Source organism: Streptomyces monticola (genome assembly GCF_042665355.1).
In the GTDB taxonomy this organism is placed as follows: Bacteria; Actinomycetota; Actinomycetes; order Streptomycetales; family Streptomycetaceae; genus Streptomyces; species Streptomyces monticola.
On sequence record NZ_JBHTCF010000014.1, the window covers coordinates 18,447 to 43,457 of the forward strand.

Consider the following 25,011-nt stretch of genomic DNA (forward strand, 5'->3'; position numbering starts at 1 on the left):
GGTCCTGGCATGGAGTCTCAGGCGGAATCCGAGGGTGGTCGGGCAGAGTTATCGGGCGCCTACTGGCTGGACCGTCCCCACCACGACTACGCAGACCGTCACCTGGGCGCCGGCCGTGAGCGAACACGGCCCTTGGCGCTGAACACCACGTTCCTCAGGGCGCTGATGCTGTCATTCGCCATCGGAGTGGTCATGGTGGCCGTGGCGCTCACTCTCTGACCAAGAAACGCACTCCTCAGGCTCGAACATGCCCCGAACACATGGAGGCTGGCCGTCGAGGCCGGGCCCGGCGCCGAGGTGGCAGCGGGCGCGGGACGTGCGCCCTCCGTCAAGTGCCGCATCGCAGCACGTACCCCTCCTCGGCGGCCTTCTGGACTGCCCACCGCAGGACGTTCCCCGCACGCGGACGCGGGCGGCCGCCCCTCACGCGAAGGGGGCGGCCCCGGTCGTCCGTCCCACGGCCACTGGCGCCGTTCGTCAAGCTGCGCCGGGCCGCTCGCCGCCTGCGCCGCCGAGCCGGACTCTCCTTGCGCCGACCAGGCTGTGGACCGCCAATGAGGCGGGTACGCAGGCTGTCGGAGTCCCGCTCCTCGAAGCCGGCGACTGGCCCGGGCGACGGACAGCTTCGGGATGTGCGGCACTGTGCGTCGGATCGTTGCAGGGCCGGGTTGGCCGCACCCTCCTCGCGGAAGGAGTGCGGGCACACCGTGTCCAGTGGTCACAGCTCGACGGACAGCGCGTCCAGCTGTGGCCATACCAGCGTCGCCGACCCCCACGTCAGGCCGCCGCCCATCGCGGCGAGCAGGGTGCGGTGACCGGCGGCGGGCCGGCCGGCGCGGCTGCCGTCGGCCAGGGCGAGGAGGATGGAGGCCGCCGACGTGTTGCCGACCTTGTCGATGTTCGACACGGCCGCCTGAGGCGTCAGGCCCAGCTCCTTCACGACGGCGTCGGTGATGCGCTGGTTGGCCTGATGAGGCACGTAGGCGTGGACGTCGTCGACGCTCCAGCCGGTCTTCGCGAGGACCTGGCGGGCCGTCGCGCAGAAGGTGCGGGCGGCCATGCGGTAGACGGCGGAGCCGTCCATGCGGAAGTGGCCCGTGTCCGGGTCGCGCGCGATGAGTTCGGCCTGCCGGCCGTCGCTGCCCAGGTCCAGGGCGAGTATCGCGCCCTTTTCGGACGGATCGCCGCGCCTCAGCACGGCCGCGCCGGCTCCGTCGCCGAAGATGACGGCGGTGGCGCGGTCATCGGGGTCGAGGATGGTCGAGTACGTCTCGGCGCAGACGAGCAGTACCCGTTCGGCGACTCCCGCCGCGATGAGTCCGGCGGCATTGGCGATGCCGTACAGGGCGCCGCTGCACACGGCCGAGATGTCGTACGCGGCGACGCCCGGCAGGCCGAGCTGAGCTGCCAGTTCGGGGGCCATGGCCGGGCAGGGCCGATACGGGGTGGTCGTGGCCAGGACCACCGCTTGCACGTCTTCCTCGCCCGCTGAGGCCAGAGCGCAGCGGCCGGCCTCGCGGGCCAAGTCGAGCACGGTGGTGCCGCCTCTGGCGATACGGCGTTCGCGGATTCCGGTGCGTGCGACGATCCAGTCGTCGCTGGTGTCGAGGCGGCGCTCCAACTCTGCGTTCGTTATCACCGCGCCGGGCATGCAGGTGCCGAGTCCGGCCAGGACGGCGGAGTGGTTCATCCGGTCTCCTGTTCGGCGCCGAAGACGAGGGCGACGTTGTGCCCGCCGAAGCCGAACGACGAACTGACAGCCGCGCTCGGCCCCGGAGGCAAAGGGCGTGGCCGATCGCGGACGACGTCGAGTTCGACGCCGTCGTCGAGCGTGTCGACGTTCAAGGTCGCCGGGGCGGTGCGCTCCTGCAAGGCCCGCACGGTCAGGAGCGCCTCCAATGCTCCGGCGGCACCCAGCAGATGCCCCGTGATCGACTTGGTCGCCGAGACCGCCACCCGGTCGGCTGAGGCCTGGAGGCTGTCGCGGTAGGCGCGCGCCTCTGCAAGGTCGCCTGCCGGGGTGCCGGTGGCGTGCGCGTTGACGTGGGTCACGTCGTCGCGGTCCACTCCGGCGCGGTGCAAGGAGAGGCTGATGGCTCGGGCCGCTTCGCGGGCTTCGGGGGCGGGTTGGGCCACGTGGTGACTGTCCGATGTGGTGATGCCCGCCAGGAAGTGGGCACGGGGTTGCGCGCCTCTGGCCCGGGCGTGGTCGGGGTGTTCCAGGACGAGTGCGGCACCGCCTTCGCCAAGGACGAATCCGTCGCGCTCCGCGTCGAAGGGACGGGAGGCTGCGGTCGGGTCTTCGTTGCGGGTGGACAGGGCGCGCATCGCGGCGAAGCCCGCGATCGTCAGCGGCACCATCGCGGCCTCGGTGCCCACGACGAGCACCACGTCGGCGTCTCCGGCGTGGATGAGCTGCGCGCCGCGCAGCACCGCCTCGGAGCCAGATGCGCAGGCGCTGACCACGGTGTGCACACCGCCGCGTGCGCCGATGTCCAGGCCGACGTGACCGGCCGGGCCACTGGGAATGAGCATGGTCACCGAGTAGGGGCTGATAGCGCGGGCGCCCTTGCCACTGAGGACGTTGTACTGGTCAAGGGTCGTGTCGAGTCCGCCGACTCCGACGCCCACCACGGCGGCCACCCGACGCGGGTCGAGCGCACAGCTCTCTGTGCCGGCCGCGCCCTCGAAGCCCGCGTCCTGCCACGCCTCACGTCCGGCGACCACACCGAACTGGCTGCACCGGTCCATGTGCCGGGCCTCTTTGCGTTCCAGCGGCAGCTCGGCGGTGACAGGGGCCCCGATGCGTACGGGCAGGTCCGTGGCCCAGGGGTCGTTCAGCTGCCGCACCCCGGAGGTGCCGGCCAGCACGGCCTGCCAGGTGGCCTCCGCACCCAGGCCCAGGGAAGTGATGGCACCAATACCCGTGACAGGGACGGGAGTTGGCCGGTGTGTCGTGGTCATCGTGCTCCCACCTGCTGGCGCTGTGCGTGTTCGGCGAACCGGGTGGCCTGCCGGTCGGCGTCGGTCCGAAGCCGTTCCATGCCGTCGGCCAGGGCCTCGCGGCTGCGCTCGGCCTCGCCGTCGAGGCCGGTGAGGTCGAAGAACTTCCAGTGCCGCAGCAGCGGTTGCAGCACGTCGTCGAGGTGCACGCCGAGGTTGTAGATCCCGGAGCGGGCGATCGCGATGGCCTTGCGGCGATAGCCGGGGATGACCGTGCCGGGCATCTGGAAGGCGGCCGCTTCGTGGCAGATGGCCTTGACCATGGCGGAGGGGTCGATCTCCAGTGCGGCGGAGACCAGGCTCCGGTAGAAGACCATATGCAGGTTCTCGTCCGTCGCCACCCGGGCCAGCAGCGCCTCGGCCCGCGGATCCACCGTCTTGTGGCCGGTGTTGCGGTGTGAGACGCGGGTGGCCAGTTCCTGCAGAGTGACATACGCGATGCTGCGCGCCACCGTCTTGTCCCCGGCGTCGTAGCCCGTGGCCATGGTGGCCATGCGCTGGCGTTCCAGGTCGTCGGGGTCGACGCCGCGAGTGACCAGGAGGTAGTCGCGGATGGCCATGGCGTGCCGCCCCTCTTCCGCGGTCCACCGGTGCACCCAGGTACCCCACGCCCCCTCGCGGCCGAACCGCACGGCGATCTCGTGGTGGTAGCTGGGCAGGTTGTCCTCGGTCAGCAGGTTGATCTCCAGGGCCGCCCGGACTTCCGGGGCGAAGGGCGACTGCTCCGGCTCCCACGGGCGTTCGGTGTAGCTGCGGCCCTGCTCCCACGGGATGTAGCCGTGCGGCATCCACTCCTGGGCCACCCGCAGGTGACGGTCGAGGTTCTGGGCGACGACGGGCTCGAGTTCGGTGAGCAGGTCGACTGCGCGCATGAAGGGTGCTCTCCTTGTCTCCCCCACGTTGGTGCCGGCGCCCAAGGGGCGGGCACGGCAGGGCCGGACGGTCGGCTGTGCGGCTAGCCGGCTCTTCGGCCCGGCGTGCTCTGCTCCACCGACTCAGCAGCCAGGTCGGCTCCTTCCTGGTGCAGCGCGCGGGTGAACGCGTATCCGGGCCGCCCGGGCGTGCACTGCAGTCCCGGCACCAGCACGGAGGCACGGGCCGCATCCCGCAGCGTCACCTCGCGGCCGCCGCGCGCCTCCAGATGGCCGGTGCGTTCTGCGTAGGCGGCGAGCGCGAGGGGAGCGACGCGCTCGAGGAAGTAGCTGTAGCACTTCGCCGAGGGGTGGAAGGAGTCGGACGACACCATCCCCTCGCCGCGCTTGCCGCGCAGGACCTGGCGGTCGAACAGGGAGACCGTGTGCGCTCCCGCGCGGAGCGCGGCTTTGGTCTGCAAGGTGGCCAGACGCCTGCTGCGCCAGCCGGCGATCGGCCTGACCCAGGAGCGCAGCGCGGGCTGCGCCCGAATCTCCGGACAGGTGAGGACGATCACCGACCAGCCGGCCTCCCGCAGCGCGAGAACCGCGTAGCGCAGGCGGCGGGCCGAGGTGCGCATGCGTCCCGGGACCATCACGTCGTTTCCTCCGACGCACATGACGGCGACCCCGGGGTAGCTGCGCCCGACCAGGCGGGACACCTGGGTGGCGAGTCCGCCCGCTGTCGCCCCGAAGCGCGCCACGGTGGTCAGCTCGACGGGGACCCCGGCCTCGGCGGCCAGTCGTTCGGCGAGGATCGCGCCCACGGCCTTGTTGCCGCTGCCGGCACCGACCGACAGGGACAGGGAGTCGCCGAGCAAGGCGAGCGGCACAGGGCTTCCCGTTGCGTCACCGTACCGGCGCTCGCACAGCGGGACATGCGAGCGGTCCGCAGACGGAGGGCTCGTCAGTACGGCCGTCGCGTAGGCCCTGATCAGTGCCTTGCGCAACGTCTTGCGCGCCCGGCCCGTCAGGTGCAGGGCATCGGTGGCACGAGGGGCGTGGCGGGGGCGGGCGCCGGGTGCGGGCACGTGCGCATTCATGGAACCTCCGGAGCATCTGGGGGTGTTGGGTGCTGAAGTGACGAGTGAGACGACGGCTGGACTCAGCGGGTGAGCGCCGGAGGGCTTGCGGCGCCCGTCCATGCCGGCGAATCCACGGGTGGCCTGGTGGGGACGTGGACGCCTTTCATCCCGCGCACGAGGTAGTCCACCGACACCGCGGGCGAGTTCAGGGCCACTGCGAAGTCACGCAGCGCGCTGGTCTCGTATGAGTGGCGCTGACGCAGGTAGGGCAGGACTCCGTGCAGGCCGCCAGGCAGCCCGCGGACATCGACGGGGAAATACGCGGCCCCGGGCGGGCGCAGCAAGAGCCGTACGGGAAAGAGCCGTTCGAAGGCGTGCAGCACACGCGACACCGGGGTGCTGCGGCCGTTGACGACGTGCACGATGCGGGCCCCTTGCTCGTGTGTGCGCTCTCCCATCTCAGCCATCGCGCGCGCGGCGCTGACAACTGGCAGCAGGTTGAGGCTGCCTTCCGGGTCTCCGGGGAGCGCGAGCGTCAGGTGGTACTCGCGTTCGGCGGTCGCGAAGAGCTGTCCGGCGACCGCCGCGACCTGGGCCAGGAGGTGGCGGGGAAGTTCCGGGTGGTGCGCGAGATCCGTGATCAGCAGCCCGGTGCGGTGCACCACTGCGGGAATCCCGGTTTGCGCGGCGACGATGCTGACATACCGGTCGGCGTCGGCGTGCGCTTTCTCATAGGGATTTCGGCAGGGCCCCTGCGCGGTGAAGGCGCCGCTCTCCGGCACGGTGCCCGGCGGCTGGGCGCCGTGCGCGAGAACCGTGCTGACCTGGTGGAAGACGGTCTCCCGGTACCCATGCCCGGCCAGTGGCAACAGAGCGCGGGCACCCTTGGCGGGCACTCCCCCCGCGAAGTCGCAGGACTGCGAGGGGTCCGGGGCCGCTGGGCAGTGCCACAGCGCGTCGAATCGCTCCGCTAGTGCTTCCCACGCGAGGCGGCCGACGCCCAAGTGCGGGGCTTCGGGGTCGACATAGGCGGCGTCGAGCCGTTCTCCGTCGGCCGTGACCGCTTCACGCGGGTAGCCGAGGAGTATCAGGCGCCGCAACAGGCGTACTCGGACCGTGGCGGGGTCACAGGTGGCGAGGAGGGTCACTCGGTGGCCACGGGTCAGGAACTCCGCGGCGAGCCGAAGACCGAGAAAGCTGGATCCTCCGGCGAGCGCGATGTGCATGGCTGTACCTCGTTTCTTCCTCTGCTCCCCCCAGGCTCTGCCTCGGCTCCCCCAGGCGTCGCCTACCAGGTTTGTGCGCCAAAAACCGAGCCGCCAATGCGCGGTCACCGGCTGTAGTCCGAGGTGCGGATCTTGTCCATGTGTGCTGCTCAGCCGGTTTACGCGCGTGTCCCCGGACAGCACCTGGCCGATGCAATGCCGTGCAGAATGCACCTAACTCCGCGTCATGACATGTTGGTTGTGACGCCGCCCCCCCCTGAGACGAAGTGACGACCATGGGCGTACAACAAGGCCCCGCCGCCTTCGGCCGGACGCAAGGCCGGCCGAAGGCGGCGCTCCCCGCACACGGAGCCCTCCTCGCCGACGAGCACGGATACTGGGCCGAAAACGAGGAAGACTTGGCGCAGTGGGCCGACCAGGCCCGGCTGACTCTGCGACGGCTGGAGTGGCCCCAGGGAGAGTGAGTCAGGGCGATGCTCAGCGGCCCCGACCCGCGGCAGACCCGGCCCCGGCGCCGCGCCTTGGTTCGGCAGTCGGCGAAGCCACTCGATGGCACGCGAACACCGTTCCATGGCCGTAACACACCGTTACGGCCATGGATGGCGCCGTCGGGCCCCTGATCAGCGCGGGCCCGCGAACGCCTGGGAAGGTCGTCGGGGAACTGCACAGAGGTGTTGGCTCAGTCAGGCTGCGCCTCTGCGCCGCTCGTTCTCGGCGGACTGGGCGGTCACGCCGTGTCGTCCGCCGGTCCCGTGGCCGATCTGAGGTGCTCTCGGACTCTCAGGTCGACAAGCGTGGCCGGGACCGGTCTCCGGAGGGCGTTTCAGCTCGGTCGACGCCGCAGTTTCGGAATCTCGAATCCCTGCAGGTACTCACGTTCGGCCGCGTTGAGAGGACGGGACAGCACGCGCCTGTCAGGCGCGACCTCGCGTGCGACGATCACTGACTTGGCACTCAGCACCGCAGCGCCGCCCGCACGTGCTCTGCTCTGCAATCGGAAGGAACGATCGCGGATGCGGTCCACCCAGATCTCGATGGGCAATGGCTCTCGGCGATGGCCGAGTTCACGATGAAACTCCACATCGTGCCGCACGAACGTGACGCCATAGGGAAACACATCCGGCCGCGGCTCGAGGAACGCGAGCACGGCCTCCCTGACCAGCCCGATCTGCGCGATGTCATCGATGCCTCCGTGGGCTCCGCGGTCTGACCACCGCAGGGGGGCGCTGTGGACGAAATAATCACTGTGAGCCATGCCAATATTTGATCATCAGGGAAACATAGTGCGCACTATTTTTTGCTGGTGTCGCCCCCTAAAGTAATTCCTTCTTTCACCGCCGCGAGCACCGAGTTCTCACCCTTCGGAAGAACGGCCGTCCTCCTCTTCTCGCGAGCCTTCGCAATGTTTCTCTCGGATGGCGACCTTGATGTGGCGGCCACCGTCGGCGAGACCATGACGGCCGTCGACGGCGGGCGCCCCGCCCGGCGTGCGGCGCGGACGGCCGGGATCCGGATGCCCATGAGGTGCAAACCGGCCATTCCGCACTCCTACGGTGGCGGAATATAATCTTCCGCTTCTGTGGCGACCGGTGAGTACCTATACAGGGACAGGGCCTTCCGCTGTCGGCGGCGGAAGGCCCATATGCAAGGTGCTGGCCACGCTCCAATCCGACACTGCGACGGCCGGCCTGTTGGCTTGACGGCTGGAGACAGGGTCCGCGGCACCGGCTGCGAGAAGGCCGGGCCGGGGTGGGCACCACCGTCCACCACGTCACCTCGGCTGTTCTCAGACCTCCTTGGCCACCGGCCCCACCCCGATCGCTTCGGCGTTCCGCCGCGTCTTGGCCCAGCCTTCCCGACCCAGGACGATACGGACCGCGCCTCGCGTGGACACCACGAACAGGTGATACGCGTACAGCCACATGGCCAGGCCCCACACGAGGCCGGCCAGCAGGCCACGGCCGGGACAGCGGTCGCGGCGATAGCGCAGGCCCCAGGCCATCAACGGCAGCACCCCGAACACGACCGGGACGAGTAACAGCAGGGTCATGTGGTCTGCGAGGCCATCCATGGTGCGCGTGTACAGAGCGTTGTCCGGCGCGTCATGGGTGAGCAACGGGATCAGTAGGCACAGGGGCGTGGTGACCGTCAGGGTGACGGCGGCCACGGGCTGGAGAAAGGTGTAGAGGATCTCCGCCTTACCCAACCAAGGCAGGCGCGTGGAGCGCACCACGCGGCCCGTGTAGCTCAGGCAGTGCAGGTTCCCCTGGGCCCAGCGTGTGCGCTGGGCGAGGAAGCGGCGCGCCGAGGCGGTTGCCTCCTGAGTCACGTAGGTGTCGTGGAGGTGCGTCACCTGCCAGCCGTTCAGCAGGAGTTCGAGCCCGGACTCGTAATCCTCCAGGAGGGCCCGCTGCGACCAGGGACGCAGCTGCGTGCCGGCGAGCGAGTCGAGCGCGGTCAGCCGGACGAACTGACCGTTGCCGCCGAGTCCCACACTGCCGGTGCGGCGGCGCAGCAGCTGCATGCCGGCATTGTTCACCGAGAACTCCACGTCCTGCGTCCGGACCAGGAGACGGGCCCAGGCGTTGCCGAGTCGACCGCGGTCGGGCCGAGGCCGGGGATCGTCGGCGTTGCGCATGCGCACACCGATCTGTGCCGCTCCGACGGCGGGGTCGGCGAGAGCTCCGGCAACGTGAGCCAATGCGCCGCCCGCGAGCCGCCCGTCGGCGTCCACCACGGCCACCACGACCCGTGAACGGTCCGCCGACACCGGTAGCCATGAACTCAGCTGCTGATAGGCCGAGTTGAGCGCCGCGCCCTTGCCGATGCGCGCCCGGGGAAGCTGCCGCGCGACAAGATGGACGCGGTCATCCGCGTGGGCGTACCGCTCAGCGAGCGCCAGGGTGCGGTCCTCGCTGGCGTCGTCGATCAGCCACACGTGGCAGGCGGGGAAGCCGGTGCGCAGTGCGTCCAGGGTGTCATGCACCACCGCCTCCTCGTCACGACAGGGCACGAAGACGTGCCAGTCGTACGCCGCCTGGTCTCCCGAGGGATCGGGCTGTCGCCGGTGGTAGGCACGGGATACCGCAAGCCAGTAGACGAAGAAGCGGGACAGGACCAGAGCCGAGTACGCGAAGCAGACAAGTACCAGCAGAAGCAGTGCGTCGTTGAGCCGGTCTCCGAGCACGACACCGTCCATACTCTCTCCCTTCCGTCCGTGCCTTACCTGGATGGCACTGGTTGCTCCCTATGCCACCAAGAGCGCCTTGGTGGCGGCCAGTTCGGCGATGAGTCCCGCGATGCGCTCGGCGGCGCGACCGTCCCCATACGGAGAGGGAACCGTGGCCAGCCGGGAACGACGGGCCGGGGCGTCGGCGAGCCAGGCATGCGCCGTCTCGGCCAGCTCGGCACCGGGTCGTACCAGGGCACAGAAGCCCGCATCGATGGCCTCCGGGCGCTCGGTGGAACGGCGTACCACCAGCAGCGGCCGGGCCAGCGCGGTGCACTCCTCCTGCATCCCACCCGAGTCCGATACCAGCAGCGCGGCGTGCCGGGCGAGGGCAAGGAACTCCCCGTAGCCCAACGGCGGGACGACCGTCAGGCCGTGCAGCAACCGGCGCAGGCCGAGTCGCCAGACGGCCTTGAGGGTGCGCGGGTGCAGCGGCAGCAGGACCGGAGTGCCCGCGGCGGTGAGGCTCTGCAGCGCCGTGAGAATGGCGCGCAGGGCGTCAGGATCGTCGGTGTTCTCGGGCCGGTGCACGGTGGCCAGCACATAACTGTCGGGGCGCACACCGTGCTCGGCCAGGATCGCCGAACGTGTCCGCCGCGACGGGAGTTGGTCTCGTACGGCATCGACGACCGTGTTCCCGGTGACGGCGATCCGGGAGGGCTCGTGCCCCTCGGCGAGCAGCTCGGCCCGGTTGGCGTCGGTGGCCGCACAGAGCACGTCGGACAGCCGGTCGACGAGGACCCGGTTGTGTTCCTCGGGCATGGCCCGGTCGTGGCTGCGCAGTCCCGCTTCGACATGCACGAGCGGCAGCCGGCGGGCGTTGGCGGCGAGCGCACCGGACAGGGTGGCGTTGGTGTCGCCCTGCACCACGACGGCGGCCGGCCGGTCGGCGGCGAACCGGGCGTCCAACTGCTCCAGAGCTCGGCTCACCTGGACGGCACGCGGTCGGCCGCCGATCCCGTCGAGCACATCTGCGCGGGGCAGTCCGAGTTCGGCCATGATCCGCCCGGACAGTTCCTCGTCCCAGTGCTGCCCGGTGTGCACCACCCGGGCGGCCGGGCCGAGAACGCGCAGCAGCGGAGCAAGCTTCACCAGCTCGGGACGGGTGCCGAGGACAACAGCGACGGAGCGCGGAGCCGCCGGGAGGAGCTGAGCCATGCGTGGACCTGCCTTCTCTGATCACCGTGGAGTGCCGTACTGCATGGTGCGGAGGCAGGGTGGGCGTTCGGTGGCGCAACGGTGACCGGCACGGGGGCAAGCCGGTCAATCCGCCCCCGGAGGGCCGAAGACCCCGGTCGAAAGTCCCGAACGGAGCCAGGTCTGCCGCACGAAGGATCGCCCCCGGACGGCCGGTAAAGGCCGCCGGAGGCGAAGGTTCCCTCCAGGTCGGGCGCGGCTAGGCCGCGGGCTGAGGAGCCTCCTGCCCCGCTCGGGCCCGCGCCGCCTTGGCGGCCTCCCGCAGGTGGTCCTCGTCCTCCTGGCTCAAGGAGGTCTGCACCAGCTGGCCGCCGTACGTGGCCAGCTGGGGGATGACCTTGTCGCCCGCCGCCTGCTTGACCAGGACGAACAGGGCGGCGGCACCCGGACGCAGATTCTGCGCCAGGTCCTTCATGAACTGGTCGTTGACGCCGGTGTCGGTGGCCGCTCCCCCGGCCGCGCCTGCCGCCGCTCCCACGGCGGCACCGAGGAACGGCACGAAGAAGAGCATGCCGATCAGGCCGCCCCACAAGGCACCTCCCGCGGCACCGGTGGTGGTGTGGTTCACGGCCTGGTGGAGCTTGATCTTGCCGTCGTCGCGGCGCTCGACCACGACGGCGTCCTCCAGCTCGACGAGGTGTTCCGTGCTGAGCTCGAACAGCTTGTCGCGGACCTGGTTGGCGGTGGCGAGGTCGTTGTAGGCGACGACGAACAGATTGCTCATCAGATGCGGCTCCTAACCGGCGGGTGATTGCTCAAATTTATTCCGGTTGATGGTTCTGACGCCTCCGGGGCGGCCCATACGGACCATGGCCCACAAGAAGCCCGCGCGGCTGCTCCGGACTTCGGTCGCGGGCCACCGACCTGGATGCTCCTTTTCGGAGCGTCCAGGTCATCGGCCCGGTCTGTCCGGCCGAAGAGCGCGTCACATCACCCGGGGCGGCTCATAGCGGTACCCGATCCCACGCACCGCGACCACGGGCACCTTCTGGCCGGTCGCCGCCTCGATGCTGCGCCGCAGTCGGCGCAGCGCGTACTTCACCCGGGAGACGTCCCCCTCCGCCGCGTCGTCCCATCCGATCCGCAGCAGCTGGGCGTGGCCGAGCACCTGCCCCGGGTGCCGGGCGAAAGCGTGCAGCAGCTCAAACTCCAGCGGAGCGAGCGGAACCTGCCGGCCACCGACCATGACGATGCGCGCTGTGAGGTCGACGGTCAGCCAGCCGTCATCGAGGACTGCGGCCTGGCGGGCCGGAGTTCCCATGCGGCGCAGCCGAACGGCGAGCCGGGGCAAGGCCTCAGCGGCGGGCGTGGCGTAGGTGAGGTAATCGTCGGCCCCCTCGCGGTAGGCACGGGCAGCGGCGTCGGCGACGTACACCTGGTCGAGCAGAATGATCGGCAGGTCACTCATGGCGCGGGCCCGGGCAAGCAGCTTCCAGGCATCACCGCCGGGCAGCCGCAGCCCCAACAGCAGGGCGTCGGGGCGCAGTTCGCGCAGCGCCCGCAGCGTCGCGGACCCGTCGGCGGCCCGGTGCACGCGGTAGCCCTCACGTTCCAGGAGGCCGCCGATGACGGGCAGCGCACGCTCGTCGGCGACCGCCACCAGGACGAGCGGGCCGTCGGTGGGCGGACCCGGCCGGTCGCCGGGGCTACGGCGTGACGATGGCGAAGGCGGTGTCTGGTTCATCGAGGAGTGTGCCGAAGAACGTGAGCGCCTGCAGATCGCCCGAGGCGTGCAAGGCCCCGGCGGCAAGTTCGGCCTCAAGGGTGGTGCTACGGCCGAGCAGGGCGTCGGGCCGGGTGATGAAGCCCCGGTCCGCATCGGCGAAGTCCCGCTCATCGTCCCAGGCCGGACCGTCGGCCTGGGCCCGCTCGCCACCGGTCATGAACCGAGCAGCTTCGCCTTGGCCGCCGCGAACTCGTCCGGGCTGAGCAGCCCCTGCTGGACAAGCTGGCCGAGCTGCATGAGCTGATCGGCCACCGACACACCAACGGCGGTGGGAACGGCCGGCGGCTGCGGTGCGGACTGCTGCTGCGCCTGCTGGGCTTGTTGCGCCTGGAGGTCTTGGATGGCCGCGCTCTGATCCTGTTCGCGCTGTGCGTTGCGGGCGGCGCTGCGGCCGGCGGCATAGGCGGTGCCGCCGACCAGCATGCCGCGCAGGAGCGGGGCTCCCCTGGGGCGTACCACCGGGCGGAGGACGGGTCTGGGACGCAAGAACATCGCCGGATCAGCTCCCGTCTCCGGCCGCGAGGGCCGTGGCATAGACGGCGCGGGCCTCCTCGACCCGCTCCGGCGGGATACGGACCGAGGCCGCGATGCGTCCGCCCGCCTCTCTGACGGCCTCGCTCGCTTCGGCCGCCCACACGTGCTCGACGAGCAGCAGCAGCGCGCACGAGGCGGGACTCAGAACAGCCGCCGCCTCTTCGACATCCTCCGGGCCGATCAAGTTCGCTTCGTCATGGCCGGTCACGACGTCCTGGAGTTCCTCGAAGTCGCCCAGCTCAGCCGTGGCGACCTTTCCGGCGTCGGACTTGGCGACCACGAGCGAGTCGATCAGCCGCACGGACCCGGACTTGCGGATCCCCGCGAGCGCGTCCACCGCCTCACGCCTCAGCTGCTCTTCGGGAAAGGCCAGCACGATGAACTCCACCGGGCCCATGACAGCTCCTCTCACCCCGGAAACCGGATCTCACTGGGTAATCCGATCACGGGCCCTCACACCCCGCATCCGGGAACGAACAGGGGCTGCTGCCGACGGGCCGGCCCCGACCGGGCGCCGCCCGGCCCTGTGTCAGTCGATGCTCCGCTTGGCCTTGACGTCGACGCCGGCTTGGGCAGGAAAGGGCCGTGAATAGGCCTCACCGAGCGCGTAGCAGCGGGAAAGCGCGTCCGCGAATGCCGCGGCGATACGCAAGTCTCCATCGGGATTGGGATGTGTGCCGTCCCATGTGTGTTCAGCGGCTCTGAACTCCGCGGCCGTCTCGGCGACGACGACGTTCTCTTCGGCCGCCACCGTTCGAAGCTGCGCGTTGGTGGCATCGACCAGTGCCCCGAATTCGGGTTCGTCCAAGGCCTTTTGGGTCTCCAGCACAGTGCCCACGATGATGCGGATTTCCGGGGCGGCAGCGCGCGCGTTCCCAATGAACTCACGCAAGTTCGCGGTGAACTGCGTCGGTTCAACTCCGTACCAGAACAGATCATTGATACCGAGCAGCACGAGCAGATACTCAGGCTGGTACTCAGCGACCTTGTCGTGGATCTCTTCCTTCTCGGTGAGGTAGGGACGGCCCCACTGCGCGTCGTGATCCCGGTCGAACCCGGAGTCCGCATAGGTGTCGTCATCGTCTCCGACCTGGGCGGTACGGATGTTGTCCAGGGTGTCCTTCGGTCCGACGAGGTCAACACTCACCTGACACTTCTTCAGGTGCTTCCAGAAGAAGTAGCGCCAGGTCCAGTCACCGCTGCTGCCGTGGCTGATGGAGTCTCCGACGATCATGATGGGGATGTCGCCCTCGGGTGGCTTCTTCATGCTGTCTCCTTTCGATCACGGGGCGTCGGCTCCCAGCCGCACCCCGGGACGTATCGGCGGACGATGCGGGCCGGGACGCCGGCGACGACGCAGTGGTCGGGCACTGCGCCCCGGACAACCGCACCACCCGCGACCACGACGTTGCGCCCCAACTGGGTGCCGGGCAGCACGATCACTCCGGCGCCCAGCCAGCAACCGTCCCCGATGGTCACCGGGTGGTTGACCGGCGGCTGAATGCCAATGGGCCTGCCGGGGTCGCCGAAGGAGTGGTTCTGGTCGGTGATGTACGCGTAGGGGGCGATGAACACGTCGTCCCCGATCCACACCGAATGGTGGCCCACGATGGGACTGCCACGGCCGATGGTGCACCGCCGGCCGATCTCGACGATCAGATCGGGCCCCAAATCCTGGCCGGGTACAAGCCCGGCCGACATACTGACCTCGATTCCCACCAAGGTGTCCTGTCCGATCGCGATGCGCTGCTCGCCGAAGAGGGCGCCCGGCGGGAAGGCGAGGCACACCCCTTCCCCCAGGTAGGCAAACCGAAATCGCGCCGGCCGGGAAGCCGTGATTCCTCCCAGTTTCGCTGCCGTCACCCACAGATAATGGACGGCGTTGCAAGCCGACTTACACAACCGCTCCTTGAACTGGCTATAGAAACGGGGCCACATGGATAAAGACTGCCCACTCACACTGGATCACGCATGCCACTGCGCCAAATACTCCCTACGAGGGGCAAAGCATCGGTCACGCCGCACCCACAGCCAAATGCAATGCGGGACGAAAACGCCGGGCACTGCGAAGTACGCGCCCGCGTGGAACACGTCATCGGCCGGATGAAGAACTCCAAGATCCTCCGCGACTGCCGGCAACGCGGCGACGGCCTCCAGCACGCCGTTCCCGCCGTCGCCCACATGCATGACCTCGCCCTCGCCACATGAACAGAACCAGCCCACTACCCTCCTTGGCCCGCCAGTTCACGGCGCCTTACGCAACACACTTCAGCGGATACCGGCCAGGAGCCGGGCGAGGATGGTGGTGCCTGCCAGGGTGAGAACCGACTCGGGGTGGAATTGGACTCCGGCGGCAGTTGGTCCGCGCAGGGCGTGGACGTCTCCGGTGGTGCGGTCGCGGCTCAGTTCGGTGTTGCGGTGGCGCGCCAGGTTCTCGGTGAGGGCGTCGTCGGCGCGGGCGGTGAACGTGTTGTAGAAGCCGACGCGTTCATGGGTGCCGAACAGGTCGATGTCCAGCTGGGCCCCTTGGTAGGGCAGAGGCCTGCGGACCAGGGGCAGGCCGAGGGCGTGCGCCAGGATCTCGTGGCCGAGGCAGACGCCGAGCACGGGGTGGCGGGCGGCGAGGAGTTCCTCGGCCACTTGGTGCAGGCGGGTCATGGCGGGTGAATTGTCCAAGGGATTGCCCGGGCCGGGCCCCAGAACGACTGGGCCGTTGTGGCCGGCTACTTGGCGGGACAGGTCGGGATCGGTGTGGGCGATGGTGCGTACGGAGTGCCCCAAGGCGCCCAGTTGGTGGGTGAGCATGGCGGTGAAGGCGTCTTCCGCGTCCACGACCAACAGGGACAGCCCACTCTGACCGGCAGGGCCCGGGTGGGTTGTGGTGTCCAGCCAGAAGGGGGACAGGGCCGTGCGTCGGCCGGCCAGGGCTTGCTGGATCTCGCGGACGGGGGCAAGGCGGCGTGTGCTGTCCGGGATGCGGGTGGCCGGGCGCCGTGAGCGTAGGGCGGTGAGCAGTCCGGCGGCTTTGGTGTGCGTTTCGGCGACTTCGCCTTCGGGGGTGGAATGGCGCACCAGGGTGGCGCCGACGCGAATGACGAGGCGGCCGGTGGAGTCGATGTCGGCGGTGCGGATGAGGATGGGGGCGTCCAAGGTGCGCTGTCCGGCGGGGTCGCGGCCGATGAGGGCGAGCGCCCCGGCGTAGTAGCCGCGTCCGGTCGGCTCGTAGCGACGGATGACCCGGCAGGCGTTCTCCAGGGGGGAGCCGGTCACGGTGGCGGCGAACATGGTCTCTTTGAGCACGTCCCTGACATCACGCCGGGTGTGACCGCTGAGGGTGTATTCGGTATGAGCCAGGTGTGCCATTTCCTTCAGGGACGGCCCGTCGATACGGATGCGGTCGTGCGCGATGTTGCACATCATCTTCAGTTCCTCGTCGAGGACCATGGAGAGCTCCTCCGTCTCCTTCCGGTCCGCGAGGAAACTCTCCAGGGCCTGCCGACTGGGACCGCCGGGCGGATAGCGATGGGTACCGCTGATCGGGTTCATGGTCACCGTGTTCGCGGCCACTCTGACGTGGGTCTCGGGGCTGGCGCCGATCAGGGTGCGGTCGCCGGTGTGGACCAGGAAGGTCCAGTAGGCGCCTCGTTCGGCGACGAGGAGACGGCGGAAGAGGGCCAGGGCAGTGCGCAGGCTGTAGTGGGGCAGGTGGGTGGTGATGTCGCGGCGGATGACGAAGTTGGCGCCTTCGCCGCGGCCGATCTCATCGGCCAGGACGCGCTTGACGACGGTGGCGTAGGTCTCGTCGTCCGGAGAAAAGGTGAGTTCTCCCATCGGTACGTCCGCATCCGGCAGTGCTGACAGGAACTCGTCGAGGGGCAGGGCCTGTTGGCCAGTGATGCTGAGGGCTAGCAGGGGCGTGTGGTCGTCGTGGCAGGCGAAGCCGCGTTCAGTGATTTGCCGGTACGGAACCAGAGCGAGTACGTCGTGTTGCTCGGTGTCCGGCTCGGTCCCGATCTCGGCCTCGGCCTCGGCCTCGGTCCGAGCCTGTGTCGTGTCGGGCACGGGGATGTCGGCGATGGCGGACACTTGCTGGACGGTGCCGGTGAGGAGTTCGACGGCGCTGCCGGGTGCCCCGTCGGGCCCGCTGCGGCGCAGGAGCGCGAAAGGAGAGGCACCGGGGGCGAGCAGGTGCTCGATCAGGGCAGCGGGAATGGGCTGTGGCGGGGGCATCGCACATCGCCTTTCACAAGTCGCCGGGGTGGGTCGGGCAGATGGGGCTGTGAGGAAGTGGCGTACTCACAGCGGCGGAGGAAGGGGCGTACTCACGCCGGTTGTGGCTGGTGACGCCTCAGGCAGAGGTCGGCGATGTGGAAGGCCAGGTCGAGAGCCTGGTAGTGGTTGAGGCGAGGGTCGCAGCCGGATTCGTAGCGGCTCGTCAGGTCGCCGGAGGTGACGGGGCGGCTGCCACCGAGGCATTCGGTGACGCCCGTGCCGGTGAGTTCGACATGGATGCCGCCGGGGTGGGTGCCGAGGTCGCGGTGGATTTCGAAGAAGCCCGTCACCTCGTCCAGGATGTCGTCGACGTCGCGCGTCTTGATCCCGTTCGTGGTCGCCTGGGTGTTGCCGTGCATCGGGTCGCACACCCACACGATGGGACTGCCGGAGGCGGAGACCTTCTCCACCAGGTCGGGGAGCTTGTCGCGCACGAGGTTGGCCCCGAAGCGGGTGATGAAGGTGAGCCGTCCCGGCTGGTGGTCGGGGTTGAGTTTGTCGATCAGTGCCAGCGCTTCGTTGGGCGTCGCGGTGGGGCCGAGCTTGACCGCGATGGGATTGCGGATCGAGGAGAAGTACTCCACGTGTGCGTGCTCCAAGCCGCGGGTCCGATCGCCGAGCCACAGCATGTGGCCGCCGGTGTTGTAGTGCGGTCCCGCTGGGCAGGCCGGACGGGTCAGGGGCGCCTCGTAGTCCAGGAGCAGGCCCTCGTGGCTGACGAAGAACTCGGCTGCCTGCGCGTGCTGTGGTGTCGCCCCGCAGGCGTCCATGAACCTGAAGGCCTGCTCGACCTGCCCGGCCAGTGCCGCGTACCTGGGGTGCTCCGGGGCTCCGGCGGCGAAGCCTCGGTTGCGCAGGTGGGCCTGGCGCAGGTTGGCAAGGCCATTGCCCAGGAAGGAGCGTGCCAGGTTCAGCGTTGCCGCTGACGCGTGGTAGGTGCGCAAGAGCCTGTGCGGGTCTGCGATACGTCCGTCGGTGGTGAACTCCCGTGCGTTGACCGCGTCTCCGCGGTAGGCGGGCAGGGTGACGCCGTCACGGGTTTCGGTGGGCTTGGAGCGCGGTTTGGCATATTGGCCGGCCAGCCGTCCGACCTTCACCACCGGCATGGCGGCGCCATAGCTGAGGACGGTGGCCATCTGCAGCAAGGTGGTGAGCTTGCCGTGGATGGCGGAGGCGTCCAGTTGGGCGAAGGTTTCGGCACAGTCGCCGCCCTGGAGGAGAAATGCCTCGCCCCGGCACGCGGCAGCCAGTCGTCGGGTGAGCTGGTCGCATTCTTGAGTCAGTACGAGCGGGGGGCTCGCGGCCAGTTCGTCCCGTACATGCCGCAGAGAGACCGGGTCGGGCCAGGACGGCTGCTGGAGTGCGGGGCGGTCGGCCCAGGGCTCTTCGGGGAGGTGGTCGGTGTGCATGGCAGTGCCTTCAGGTTGATTGGACCGGCGGGGTCGCCAGCGAGCGGGTGGTGGTGACCCACCGGTCGAGAAGGGCGGCAGCAGCTCCGGAGTCGACGGCGGCAGCGGCTGTCGGCAGGTGTGCGGCGATCCGTTCGGTGATCGGCTTGGCGGCCGTGCCGACGGGGTCGGCGACGGCGAGGGTGGCCGCGGCCGACAGCAGCACGGCATGGCGGATGGGCCCCCGTCCCCCGGCCAGCAGGCTGCGGGCGACGGCCGCGTTGTGCGCCGGGTCACCGCCGCGCAGTTCCTCGAGGCTCGCGCGTGGGATGCCGAGGTCGAGCGGGTCGAGGTGCTCCTGGCGAACCTGCCCGCCGGTGACCGTCCACACCGTCGAGGTACTGGTGACGGTGAGCTCGTCCAAGCCGTCGTCGCCGTGGAAGACCACCGCCTCGGTGCCCCGCCGGGCGAGGACACCGGCGATGAGAGGGCCGGTGTCCGGGTCGGCCACCCCGATGGCCTGCGCCTGCGGCCGGGCCGGATTGGTCAGCGGACCCAGCAGGTTGAACACCGTCGGAATCCCGAGGGCCCGGCGGGTCGTGGCGGCGTGCTTCATCGCCGGATGGAACAGCGGAGCGAAACAGAAGGTGATGCCGACCTCGCGGGCGCTGTGCGCGGTCTGCTCGGCGGACAGATTCAAGGTGATGCCGAGTTCGTTCAGCAGGTCGGCGGACCCGCAGGACGAGGAGGCCGCGCGGTTGCCGTGCTTGACGACGCGCGCTCCGGTGCCGGCCGCCACGATCGCGGCCATCGTCGAGATGTTGACGGTGTGTGCGTGGTCTCCGCCCGTGCCGACGATGTCCACCGTCGGGCCCTCGACGGCCACGGGCACGGCGTGCCGCTCCATCGCCGCCACCAGACCCTCGACCTCACTGGACGTCGCGCCCTTGGCGCGCAGCGCCGTCAGGAAGGCAGCCACGTGTGCGGGATCGGCCTGCCCCCGCAGGACCTGTTCCATCACCCAGGTGGCCCTGTCGGCGGGAAGGTTGCGGCCCTCCAGCAGCTCGGTGAGCAGTCCGGGCCAGGTGGGCTCGGTGATGACGGTCATGAGGAGTCTCCTCGACTGGTACGGGTCGTACGGACAGGTGCGGGTGCGGACCGCACAGCGGCGGTGAGGTCGGCCGCGAACCGGTGTACTCCACGGATGCCGGTGCGCTCATCGGGCGCATCGAGCAGTCGGCGCACAAACGCCGAGCCGACGATCACGCCGTCCGCGAACTCGGCTACCTGCGCGGCCTGTTCTCCGGTGGAGATCCCGAGGCCGACGCACACCGGCAGGTCGGTGACCTGACGCACGCGCGTCACCAGATGCCGGGCGCGGGCGGGGACCAGCCCGCTGCTGCCGGAGACCCCCGTGACACCGGTGGCGTACACAAACCCTTTGGAGGCAGTGGCGATCGTCGTCAGGCGCTCCGTGCTGGAGGAGTGCGCGGCCAGGAAGACCCGGTCCAGTCCGTTCCGGTCGCTGGCCGTCCGCCAGCCTTCCGCTTCCTCCGCGGGCAGGTCCGGGGCGATCAGCCCGCAGCCTCCGGCGCCGGCAAGATCATGGGCGAACTGCTCGACGCCATAGCGGGCGATGGGGTTCCAGTAGGACATGCACACGGCCGGCGCCCCGGTCGCCGCGACGGCGCTGACGGCCCGCATCACGTGTGCGATGCGCGTCCCCGCGTGCAGCGCGGCTTCGACGGCAGAGCGGATGGCGGGGCCGTCCAGGACCGGGTCGGAGTGGGGCAGGCCGACCTCGACCGCGTCCACGCCGCCCTCGACCATGGCCTCCATGGCCGCGATCGACCCCCGCACACTGGGGTAGCCGGTCGGCAGATAGCCGATGAGCGCCGCACGCTGCTCCGCACGGGCGGTATCGAAGGCATCGCCCAACTGCGGTGCGGGCCGCGCCCGTCCGTCCAGGTTCGTCACCATGACAGACGCTCCGCCCCGGAGCGGTGGGAGCGTGGAGGGGGGTCTGCCTGCACGTCAGGTGGGGCATCCCCCTTTCGTCGGCCGGCCGCTACCAGTTGAGCCACCGCATTCCGCGGATCCGAAGAAGTCGCCACGTGCGTACCCACCAGCACGGCGTCGGCGCCCGCCGCCGCCAGAGCCCGGACATCATCCGGGCCTCGGACACCGGACTCCGCGACCCGCACGACGCCCTCCGGGATCCGGGGCGCCAGATCGGCAAAACGATCTGGGCTCACCCGGAGGGTGCGAAGGTCCCGTGCGTTCACCCCGATAACCTGCGCACCCGCATCCAGGGCCCGGTCCACCTCGTCGGCGTCATGGGTCTCCACCAACGCGGTCAGACCCATCGCATGGGCCCGCTCCACCAGTGTGGAGAGCGTCGGCTGGTCCAGAGCGGCGACGATCAGCAGAACAAGAACCGCGCCGTGCGCCCTGGCCTCCCACAGCTGGTACTCATCGATGATGAAGTCCTTGCGCAGCACCGGGACATCCACCGCGGGACACACCACGTCGAGATCGGCAAGACTTCCGCAGAAGTGCTGACGTTGTGTCAGGACGCTGACGGCGGCGGCTCCTCCCGACTGGTAGCCGACCGCCAGCGTGACCACATCCGTGCGCAGGGGCAGAGCACCCTGGGAGGGACTGGCCCGCTTCACCTCCGCGATCACCTGTACCCCGTCCGGGGCGCGCAGCGCACTCAGCACATCGCGACGCGCTGGGTTCGCCAACGCCTGTTGGACCAACAACCGCATCGGAACCCTCTGTTTGTGTTCGCGCAGTTCAACGTGGACCGAATCCACCATCCTCGCGAGCAAGTCCACCAGAGTCGCCTCTTCCCTACGGGACGCACTTCGCGCAGCGTCGTGGGAGACGGCGGCGGGCGTCCTGCCTCTGACCAAGCAACGCCCAGGCGGCCCCCATGCTGTGCAGCGTCAGTGAAAGACACAGGAGACTGACCGGGCCTTCTCCCATCAAGGTCTCGAATTGCCAGCGAGGGAAGGGGGGTTGTCGGTAACGCAGCGTGCACGCGTTGCGGCTTTGCGCCTTTGTGAATCCCGGACGCCCGGCGCTTCACCCCCAAGTTGGACCGCTGCACTCCCACAGAACAGAGCGATCGCCGCCGGCGCCACAGACCCTCCGCCGCAGACCTCACCCGCGCTCACAACTGACGTCAAAGGCTCGGCGGGTGACGTTCTCCCGACATCCCGCACTCGCCTCACCGACCCCCTTCACCGCGCCCCCAGGGCGCCGCGGGCGACGGTCGCCGGCCACACGACACGGATCACAAGTTCACAAAGTGGAAGCGCGTGCATCACCCTCACGGCAGCCCAGCCCTTCCGCACCGAAGGACACCGCGCTCAACTGGAAAGACCGCCTCGCACGCCCCTCGCTGCCGGCGGACTCCCCGTCTGTGTGCGAAATGGAGGCGTGACATCCCTCATGGAGGAGCGGATCAACGGCTACGTCCAGTGGTTCAACCGGAAGCAGGGATATGGCTTCGTCGTGCCGTACGGGCAGCTGGACGCTGTCTTCGTACGCCGCGAGGACCTGGAGGAGTGCAGCACGCTGTCCGAGGGCCAACAAGTCTCCTTCGTCCTGGCGTTGGGCCTTGGACGTTTCGAGGCCCGGAAAGTCCGCCCCTAGCCGGGCGGCGGCCATCCGCACCTCCGACTCGTGCTCCCTCGGCGCGGTCCCCCGCCTGATCCGTCGGCCGCCGCGCACACTCCTCAGTCGGCAAGGAAGAGGGCGATCCCTGCATGAGTGCTCGTGAAGTGGCAGCGAAAGCACGCCTTGTGCGGGACACACGAGCCTTCGGCATCGCCATCCTCGTGTCCGTGCTGGGCAATGCGACGGTTCTGGGGTTGGAGACCTATCCCGGGGCGGTGGCCCATTGGGGCCATGTCTTGCATGGCCTTGAAAACGTGTTCCTCGCGCTGTTCGCAGCGGAACTGATCGTGCGAGCCGCCGCCTGCGCAGACCGGCCCAGGACGTTCTTCCGAGATCGCTGGAACGTATTCGACGCCCTGGTCCTGGCATTGACGCTCCTGCCGTTCCTCAGCGCGAACGCCAGCGTGGCGCGGCTGCTGCGTCTGGCCCGGGTCCTGCGCACCGTACGGATGCTGCCCCATGTACGGCTGATCGCCACCGCAGTGGGCCGCAGCATCCCCGGCGCCAGCGGATTCCTGGTGGTAGGCGGCCTGGCACTGTACGTCTACGCCATGATCGGCTGGATGCTCTTCGGGCAGGCGGACCCCGAACACTACGGCTCGGTGGGCAGCGCCGCCCTGACGCTCTTCCTGCTGATCACGCTGGACGGCTTGGGCGACATGGTCCGCGACGGCCTCGCGGTCAGCGCCTGGGCCGTCCCGTTCTACGTCTCCTTCGTGCTCCTGGCCTCCTTCGTTCTGGTCAACACACTGATCGGCGTGGTGATTTCCGCGCTGGAGGAGGCCCGGCAGCATGCGCGCACGGCCACTGCCGCGCCACCCGACACCTCTGAATCCGACGGCGTCGGAGAGCTGAGCGGGCGGATCGACGAGCTGAGCCAGGCCATGGCCCGCGTCGAGCGGGCATTGACGCCGCCGCTGCCCGCATCCGCCCCCCTACGCCTACCGGAACCGAACCATCACCACCAGCGCAAGGAAACCGCCATGCCACACCGCGACCCCTCCGGCATCCCAGCATCCCGCTCCGCCACCAATGGCCACGTGCCCACTACGCCCCACACTCACCGCCCCGCGGGGCGCCAGGACGCGGAGGAAGACCCCCTGCGGGCCGTGTTCGACGCATTCGACGACGACGGCAACGGCAGTCTCTCCCGCCTCGAACTGGTCTCACGGATCACCAAAGCCGGCATCCTCAGCGACGACCCGAGGATCGCCGACACCCTCGCCGCCACCCTCGAAGGTGAACGCGAGCTCGACTTCGACGAGTTCGCGGCCCTCGTACGCGAACACGGCGGACTGCTGCGCCGTGTGGTGCAGGACCAGCTCATCGTGCCCGATTTCGGCCTGCTCGCCCGGGAGATCGACGCCACCTATGAGGAGCTGCGCGATGAGCGCGGCGGCGCTGTCGCCGACTACATCCCCCAACTCGCCCGTACCGACCCGGACTCCTTCGGCATCGCCGTGTGCACCGTGGACGGACAGCGCCACCTGGCCGGCGACGCCCGCACGATGTTCTGCGTGCAGTCGGTGTCGAAAACGGTGGGCTACTGTCTCGCGCTGGAAGAACACGGCATCGACGGCACTCACCAGCACGTCGGCAGGGAACCCAGCGGCCTCGGCTTCAACGAAGTGACCTTCAATCAGCAGGGACTCCCCCACAACCCGATGATCAATGCGGGGGCGATCATCTCCGCCTCACTCATCCGCCCCGGCGAACCCCTCTCCGACCGCTACGAACACGTCGAGCGCACCTGGCAACGCCTGGCCGGCGGCCGCAGGCCGGGATTCAGCAACAGCGTCTACCTGTCCGAACGCGCCACGGCGGACCGCAACTTCGCGCTCGGCTACCTCATGCGCGAGCGGGGCGCCTTCCCCGAAGGGACCGACCTGCGCGAGGCCCTGGAGTTCTACTTCCAGTGCTGCTCGGTCGAGGTCGACGCCGACATGCTCGCCATGGTGGCGGCCACCTTCGCCAACGGCGGCATCTGCCCCCTGACCGGCGACCGGGTCTTCGGACCGGACACGGTGCAGCACTGCCAGTCGCTGATGATGTCGTGCGGCATGTACGACTTCTCCGGCGAGTTCGCCTTCAGTATCGGCCTGCCCGCCAAGAGCGGCGTCTCGGGCGCGCTGATGATCGTGGTACCGCAGGTCATGGGCATCGCCGTGTGGTCCCCGCGCCTCGACTCCCAGGGCAACACCGTACGGGGCATCGAGTTCTGCAAGCGCCTGGTGGAACGTTACGTCGTACATCCGCACGACGCCGCCGAGGGCCAGTCCGGGCGCCGCGACATCCGCCGCCGCCCCGACCAGACCACCCTCGAGGCGGTGGTCCACCTGTGCTGGGCTGCCGCGCAGGGCGACCTGGACGAGGTACGCCGACTCCTCGCCACCGGCGCCGCTCCCGACGACGGCGACTACGACGGCCGCACCCCCCTGCACCTGGCCGCGTCCGAGGGCCGCTCCGAGGTCGTGCGCTACCTGCTGGCACACGGTGCCAGCCCCGGACGTACCGACCGCTGGGGCAACACCCCTCTGGACGACGCCGAACGCGCAGGCTGGAACGAGACGGCGGCTCTGCTGCGGAGTCCCAACGAACCGGAGCCCCTGCCCGCCCGGGACTCGCAGAGCCTGCCCCCACAGCGCCGCTGACCACGTACTGCCCCCTCATCACGACGGTCTACGACACGGTGAGGGGCAGCCGGTCCACCACTCCGGCGTCGCCTGCGACGGCGCACACGAGTCAGGGCGGGAGCCGTGCGCGTACGGCAAGGCAGTGCTCACGTCCGGCCGCTCGTCCGCTGCACACAGCTA

At 69.6% G+C, this 25,011-nt stretch carries 23 protein-coding genes and 1 pseudogene; 4 read left to right on the forward strand and 20 right to left on the reverse strand.

The window, feature by feature from the left end; genetic code table 11:
* Positions 1–718 precede the first annotated feature (718 nt).
* The 5 genes from ACFQVC_RS28020 to ACFQVC_RS28040 form a co-directional block, all read right to left on the reverse strand.
* A complete protein-coding gene (locus tag ACFQVC_RS28020) occupies positions 719–1,690 on the reverse strand; it encodes a beta-ketoacyl-ACP synthase III (RefSeq protein WP_381835719.1) in 972 nt (323 codons plus the stop codon).
* Complete coding sequence (locus tag ACFQVC_RS28025) at positions 1,687–2,964, reverse strand: beta-ketoacyl-[acyl-carrier-protein] synthase family protein (protein WP_381835721.1); 1,278 nt, start codon at positions 2,962–2,964, stop codon at positions 1,687–1,689. Before ACFQVC_RS28025 ends, ACFQVC_RS28020 begins: the two co-directional genes overlap by 4 nt.
* Positions 2,961–3,875, reverse strand: coding sequence for an acyl-ACP desaturase (locus ACFQVC_RS28030; protein WP_381835723.1), 915 nt, complete (start codon positions 3,873–3,875; stop codon positions 2,961–2,963). The genes ACFQVC_RS28025 and ACFQVC_RS28030 overlap by 4 nt, the downstream gene beginning before the upstream one ends.
* A gap of 83 nt (positions 3,876–3,958) precedes the next feature.
* Positions 3,959–4,957 (reverse strand): GDSL-type esterase/lipase family protein, encoded by a 999-nt coding sequence (locus ACFQVC_RS28035; protein ID WP_381835725.1) that lies wholly within the window; start codon positions 4,955–4,957, stop codon positions 3,959–3,961.
* A gap of 62 nt (positions 4,958–5,019) precedes the next feature.
* Positions 5,020–6,165, reverse strand: a complete 1,146-nt coding sequence (locus ACFQVC_RS28040; protein WP_381835727.1) for an SDR family oxidoreductase — start codon at positions 6,163–6,165, stop codon at positions 5,020–5,022.
* A 275-nt stretch (positions 6,166–6,440) separates the two neighbouring features.
* On the opposite strand from ACFQVC_RS28040, the gene ACFQVC_RS28045 reads away from it, so the two are divergent.
* Positions 6,441–6,629 (forward strand): hypothetical protein, encoded by a 189-nt coding sequence (locus ACFQVC_RS28045; RefSeq protein WP_381835729.1) that lies wholly within the window; start codon positions 6,441–6,443, stop codon positions 6,627–6,629.
* Positions 6,630–6,988: 359 nt separating this feature from the next.
* On the opposite strand, the gene ACFQVC_RS28050 is transcribed toward ACFQVC_RS28045, so the two are convergent.
* The 10 genes from ACFQVC_RS28050 to ACFQVC_RS28095 all read right to left on the reverse strand — a co-directional run bounded on the left by ACFQVC_RS28050 (position 6,989) and on the right by ACFQVC_RS28095 (position 14,714).
* Positions 6,989–7,420, reverse strand: coding sequence for a hotdog family protein (locus ACFQVC_RS28050; protein WP_381835731.1), 432 nt, complete (start codon positions 7,418–7,420; stop codon positions 6,989–6,991).
* A 531-nt stretch (positions 7,421–7,951) separates the two neighbouring features.
* Entirely contained in the window at positions 7,952–9,364 is a 1,413-nt protein-coding gene (locus tag ACFQVC_RS28055; RefSeq protein WP_381835733.1) for a glycosyltransferase family 2 protein, read from the reverse strand.
* Positions 9,365–9,412: 48 nt separating this feature from the next.
* Positions 9,413–10,552 carry a non-hydrolyzing UDP-N-acetylglucosamine 2-epimerase gene (wecB, locus tag ACFQVC_RS28060; protein WP_381835735.1) on the reverse strand — a complete coding sequence of 380 codons (1,140 nt, stop codon included), beginning with the start codon at positions 10,550–10,552 and terminating at the stop codon, positions 9,413–9,415.
* Positions 10,553–10,790: 238 nt separating this feature from the next.
* Positions 10,791–11,315 carry a DUF1269 domain-containing protein gene (locus ACFQVC_RS28065; RefSeq protein WP_381835737.1) on the reverse strand — a complete coding sequence of 175 codons (525 nt, stop codon included), beginning with the start codon at positions 11,313–11,315 and terminating at the stop codon, positions 10,791–10,793.
* 201 nt (positions 11,316–11,516) lie between these two features.
* Positions 11,517–12,275 carry a response regulator transcription factor gene (locus ACFQVC_RS28070; protein ID WP_381835739.1) on the reverse strand — a complete coding sequence of 253 codons (759 nt, stop codon included), beginning with the start codon at positions 12,273–12,275 and terminating at the stop codon, positions 11,517–11,519.
* The gene (locus ACFQVC_RS28075) at positions 12,238–12,474 is read right to left on the reverse strand and encodes an alkyl sulfatase C-terminal domain-containing protein (RefSeq protein ID WP_381835741.1); all 237 of its coding nucleotides are present in this window, start codon (positions 12,472–12,474) and stop codon (positions 12,238–12,240) included. The genes ACFQVC_RS28070 and ACFQVC_RS28075 overlap by 38 nt, the downstream gene beginning before the upstream one ends.
* Complete coding sequence (locus tag ACFQVC_RS28080) at positions 12,471–12,740, reverse strand: SHOCT domain-containing protein (RefSeq protein ID WP_381835743.1); 270 nt, start codon at positions 12,738–12,740, stop codon at positions 12,471–12,473. The genes ACFQVC_RS28075 and ACFQVC_RS28080 overlap by 4 nt, the downstream gene beginning before the upstream one ends.
* A gap of 76 nt (positions 12,741–12,816) precedes the next feature.
* A complete protein-coding gene (locus tag ACFQVC_RS28085) occupies positions 12,817–13,248 on the reverse strand; it encodes a DUF6325 family protein (protein ID WP_381835745.1) in 432 nt (143 codons plus the stop codon).
* Between the two features lie 132 nt (positions 13,249–13,380).
* On the reverse strand, positions 13,381–14,118 hold the full coding sequence (locus ACFQVC_RS28090; protein WP_381835747.1) for an SGNH/GDSL hydrolase family protein: 738 nt from the start codon (positions 14,116–14,118) through the stop codon (positions 13,381–13,383).
* Positions 14,115–14,714 carry an acyltransferase gene (locus ACFQVC_RS28095; protein WP_381835749.1) on the reverse strand — a complete coding sequence of 200 codons (600 nt, stop codon included), beginning with the start codon at positions 14,712–14,714 and terminating at the stop codon, positions 14,115–14,117. The genes ACFQVC_RS28090 and ACFQVC_RS28095 overlap by 4 nt, the downstream gene beginning before the upstream one ends.
* A 186-nt stretch (positions 14,715–14,900) precedes the next feature.
* On the opposite strand from ACFQVC_RS28095, the pseudogene ACFQVC_RS28100 reads away from it, so the two are divergent.
* Positions 14,901–15,059: pseudogene (locus tag ACFQVC_RS28100) on the forward strand (IS5/IS1182 family transposase); the annotation flags it as partial.
* Positions 15,060–15,119: 60 nt separating this feature from the next.
* On the opposite strand, the gene ACFQVC_RS28105 reads toward ACFQVC_RS28100, so the two are convergent.
* The 5 genes from ACFQVC_RS28105 to trpC form a co-directional block, all read right to left on the reverse strand.
* The gene (locus ACFQVC_RS28105) at positions 15,120–17,081 is read right to left on the reverse strand and encodes an anthranilate synthase family protein (RefSeq protein WP_381835751.1); all 1,962 of its coding nucleotides are present in this window, start codon (positions 17,079–17,081) and stop codon (positions 15,120–15,122) included.
* A gap of 92 nt (positions 17,082–17,173) precedes the next feature.
* Positions 17,174–18,532: a class II 3-deoxy-7-phosphoheptulonate synthase gene (locus tag ACFQVC_RS28110; protein ID WP_381835753.1), complete on the reverse strand. Its 1,359-nt coding sequence runs from the start codon at positions 18,530–18,532 to the stop codon at positions 17,174–17,176.
* Positions 18,533–18,542: 10 nt separating this feature from the next.
* The gene (gene trpD / locus ACFQVC_RS28115) at positions 18,543–19,619 is read right to left on the reverse strand and encodes an anthranilate phosphoribosyltransferase (RefSeq protein WP_381835755.1); all 1,077 of its coding nucleotides are present in this window, start codon (positions 19,617–19,619) and stop codon (positions 18,543–18,545) included.
* Positions 19,616–20,491: a tryptophan synthase subunit alpha gene (trpA, locus tag ACFQVC_RS28120; RefSeq protein ID WP_381835757.1), complete on the reverse strand. Its 876-nt coding sequence runs from the start codon at positions 20,489–20,491 to the stop codon at positions 19,616–19,618. Before trpA ends, trpD begins: the two co-directional genes overlap by 4 nt.
* Positions 20,485–21,351 (reverse strand): indole-3-glycerol phosphate synthase TrpC, encoded by an 867-nt coding sequence (trpC, locus tag ACFQVC_RS28125; protein ID WP_381835759.1) that lies wholly within the window; start codon positions 21,349–21,351, stop codon positions 20,485–20,487. The genes trpA and trpC overlap by 7 nt, the downstream gene beginning before the upstream one ends.
* A gap of 607 nt (positions 21,352–21,958) precedes the next feature.
* Here trpC and ACFQVC_RS28130 point away from each other — a divergent pair.
* Both ACFQVC_RS28130 and glsA read left to right on the forward strand, forming a co-directional pair.
* The gene (locus tag ACFQVC_RS28130) at positions 21,959–22,174 is read left to right on the forward strand and encodes a cold shock domain-containing protein (RefSeq protein WP_381835761.1); all 216 of its coding nucleotides are present in this window, start codon (positions 21,959–21,961) and stop codon (positions 22,172–22,174) included.
* 128 nt (positions 22,175–22,302) lie between these two features.
* Positions 22,303–24,849: a glutaminase A gene (glsA, locus tag ACFQVC_RS28135; protein ID WP_381835763.1), complete on the forward strand. Its 2,547-nt coding sequence runs from the start codon at positions 22,303–22,305 to the stop codon at positions 24,847–24,849.
* Positions 24,850–25,011: the final 162 nt, after the last annotated feature.

Coding starts and splice junctions, on each gene's coding strand:
- ACFQVC_RS28020 (WP_381835719.1), bottom strand. CDS start 1,690: ATGAACCACTCCGCCGTCCTGGCCGGACTCGGCACCTGCATGCCCGGC.
- ACFQVC_RS28025 (WP_381835721.1), bottom strand. CDS start 2,964: ATGACCACGACACACCGGCCAACTCCCGTCCCTGTCACGGGTATTGGT.
- ACFQVC_RS28030 (WP_381835723.1), bottom strand. CDS start 3,875: ATGCGCGCAGTCGACCTGCTCACCGAACTCGAGCCCGTCGTCGCCCAG.
- ACFQVC_RS28035 (WP_381835725.1), bottom strand. CDS start 4,957: ATGAATGCGCACGTGCCCGCACCCGGCGCCCGCCCCCGCCACGCCCCT.
- ACFQVC_RS28040 (WP_381835727.1), bottom strand. CDS start 6,165: ATGCACATCGCGCTCGCCGGAGGATCCAGCTTTCTCGGTCTTCGGCTC.
- ACFQVC_RS28045 (WP_381835729.1), top strand. CDS start 6,441: ATGGGCGTACAACAAGGCCCCGCCGCCTTCGGCCGGACGCAAGGCCGG.
- ACFQVC_RS28050 (WP_381835731.1), bottom strand. CDS start 7,420: ATGGCTCACAGTGATTATTTCGTCCACAGCGCCCCCCTGCGGTGGTCA.
- ACFQVC_RS28055 (WP_381835733.1), bottom strand. CDS start 9,364: ATGGACGGTGTCGTGCTCGGAGACCGGCTCAACGACGCACTGCTTCTG.
- wecB (WP_381835735.1), bottom strand. CDS start 10,552: ATGGCTCAGCTCCTCCCGGCGGCTCCGCGCTCCGTCGCTGTTGTCCTC.
- ACFQVC_RS28065 (WP_381835737.1), bottom strand. CDS start 11,315: ATGAGCAATCTGTTCGTCGTCGCCTACAACGACCTCGCCACCGCCAAC.
- ACFQVC_RS28070 (WP_381835739.1), bottom strand. CDS start 12,275: ATGAACCAGACACCGCCTTCGCCATCGTCACGCCGTAGCCCCGGCGAC.
- ACFQVC_RS28075 (WP_381835741.1), bottom strand. CDS start 12,474: ATGACCGGTGGCGAGCGGGCCCAGGCCGACGGTCCGGCCTGGGACGAT.
- ACFQVC_RS28080 (WP_381835743.1), bottom strand. CDS start 12,740: ATGCTGGTCGGCGGCACCGCCTATGCCGCCGGCCGCAGCGCCGCCCGC.
- ACFQVC_RS28085 (WP_381835745.1), bottom strand. CDS start 13,248: ATGGGCCCGGTGGAGTTCATCGTGCTGGCCTTTCCCGAAGAGCAGCTG.
- ACFQVC_RS28090 (WP_381835747.1), bottom strand. CDS start 14,118: ATGAAGAAGCCACCCGAGGGCGACATCCCCATCATGATCGTCGGAGAC.
- ACFQVC_RS28105 (WP_381835751.1), bottom strand. CDS start 17,081: ATGCCCCCGCCACAGCCCATTCCCGCTGCCCTGATCGAGCACCTGCTC.
- ACFQVC_RS28110 (WP_381835753.1), bottom strand. CDS start 18,532: ATGCACACCGACCACCTCCCCGAAGAGCCCTGGGCCGACCGCCCCGCA.
- trpD (WP_381835755.1), bottom strand. CDS start 19,619: ATGACCGTCATCACCGAGCCCACCTGGCCCGGACTGCTCACCGAGCTG.
- trpA (WP_381835757.1), bottom strand. CDS start 20,491: ATGGTGACGAACCTGGACGGACGGGCGCGGCCCGCACCGCAGTTGGGC.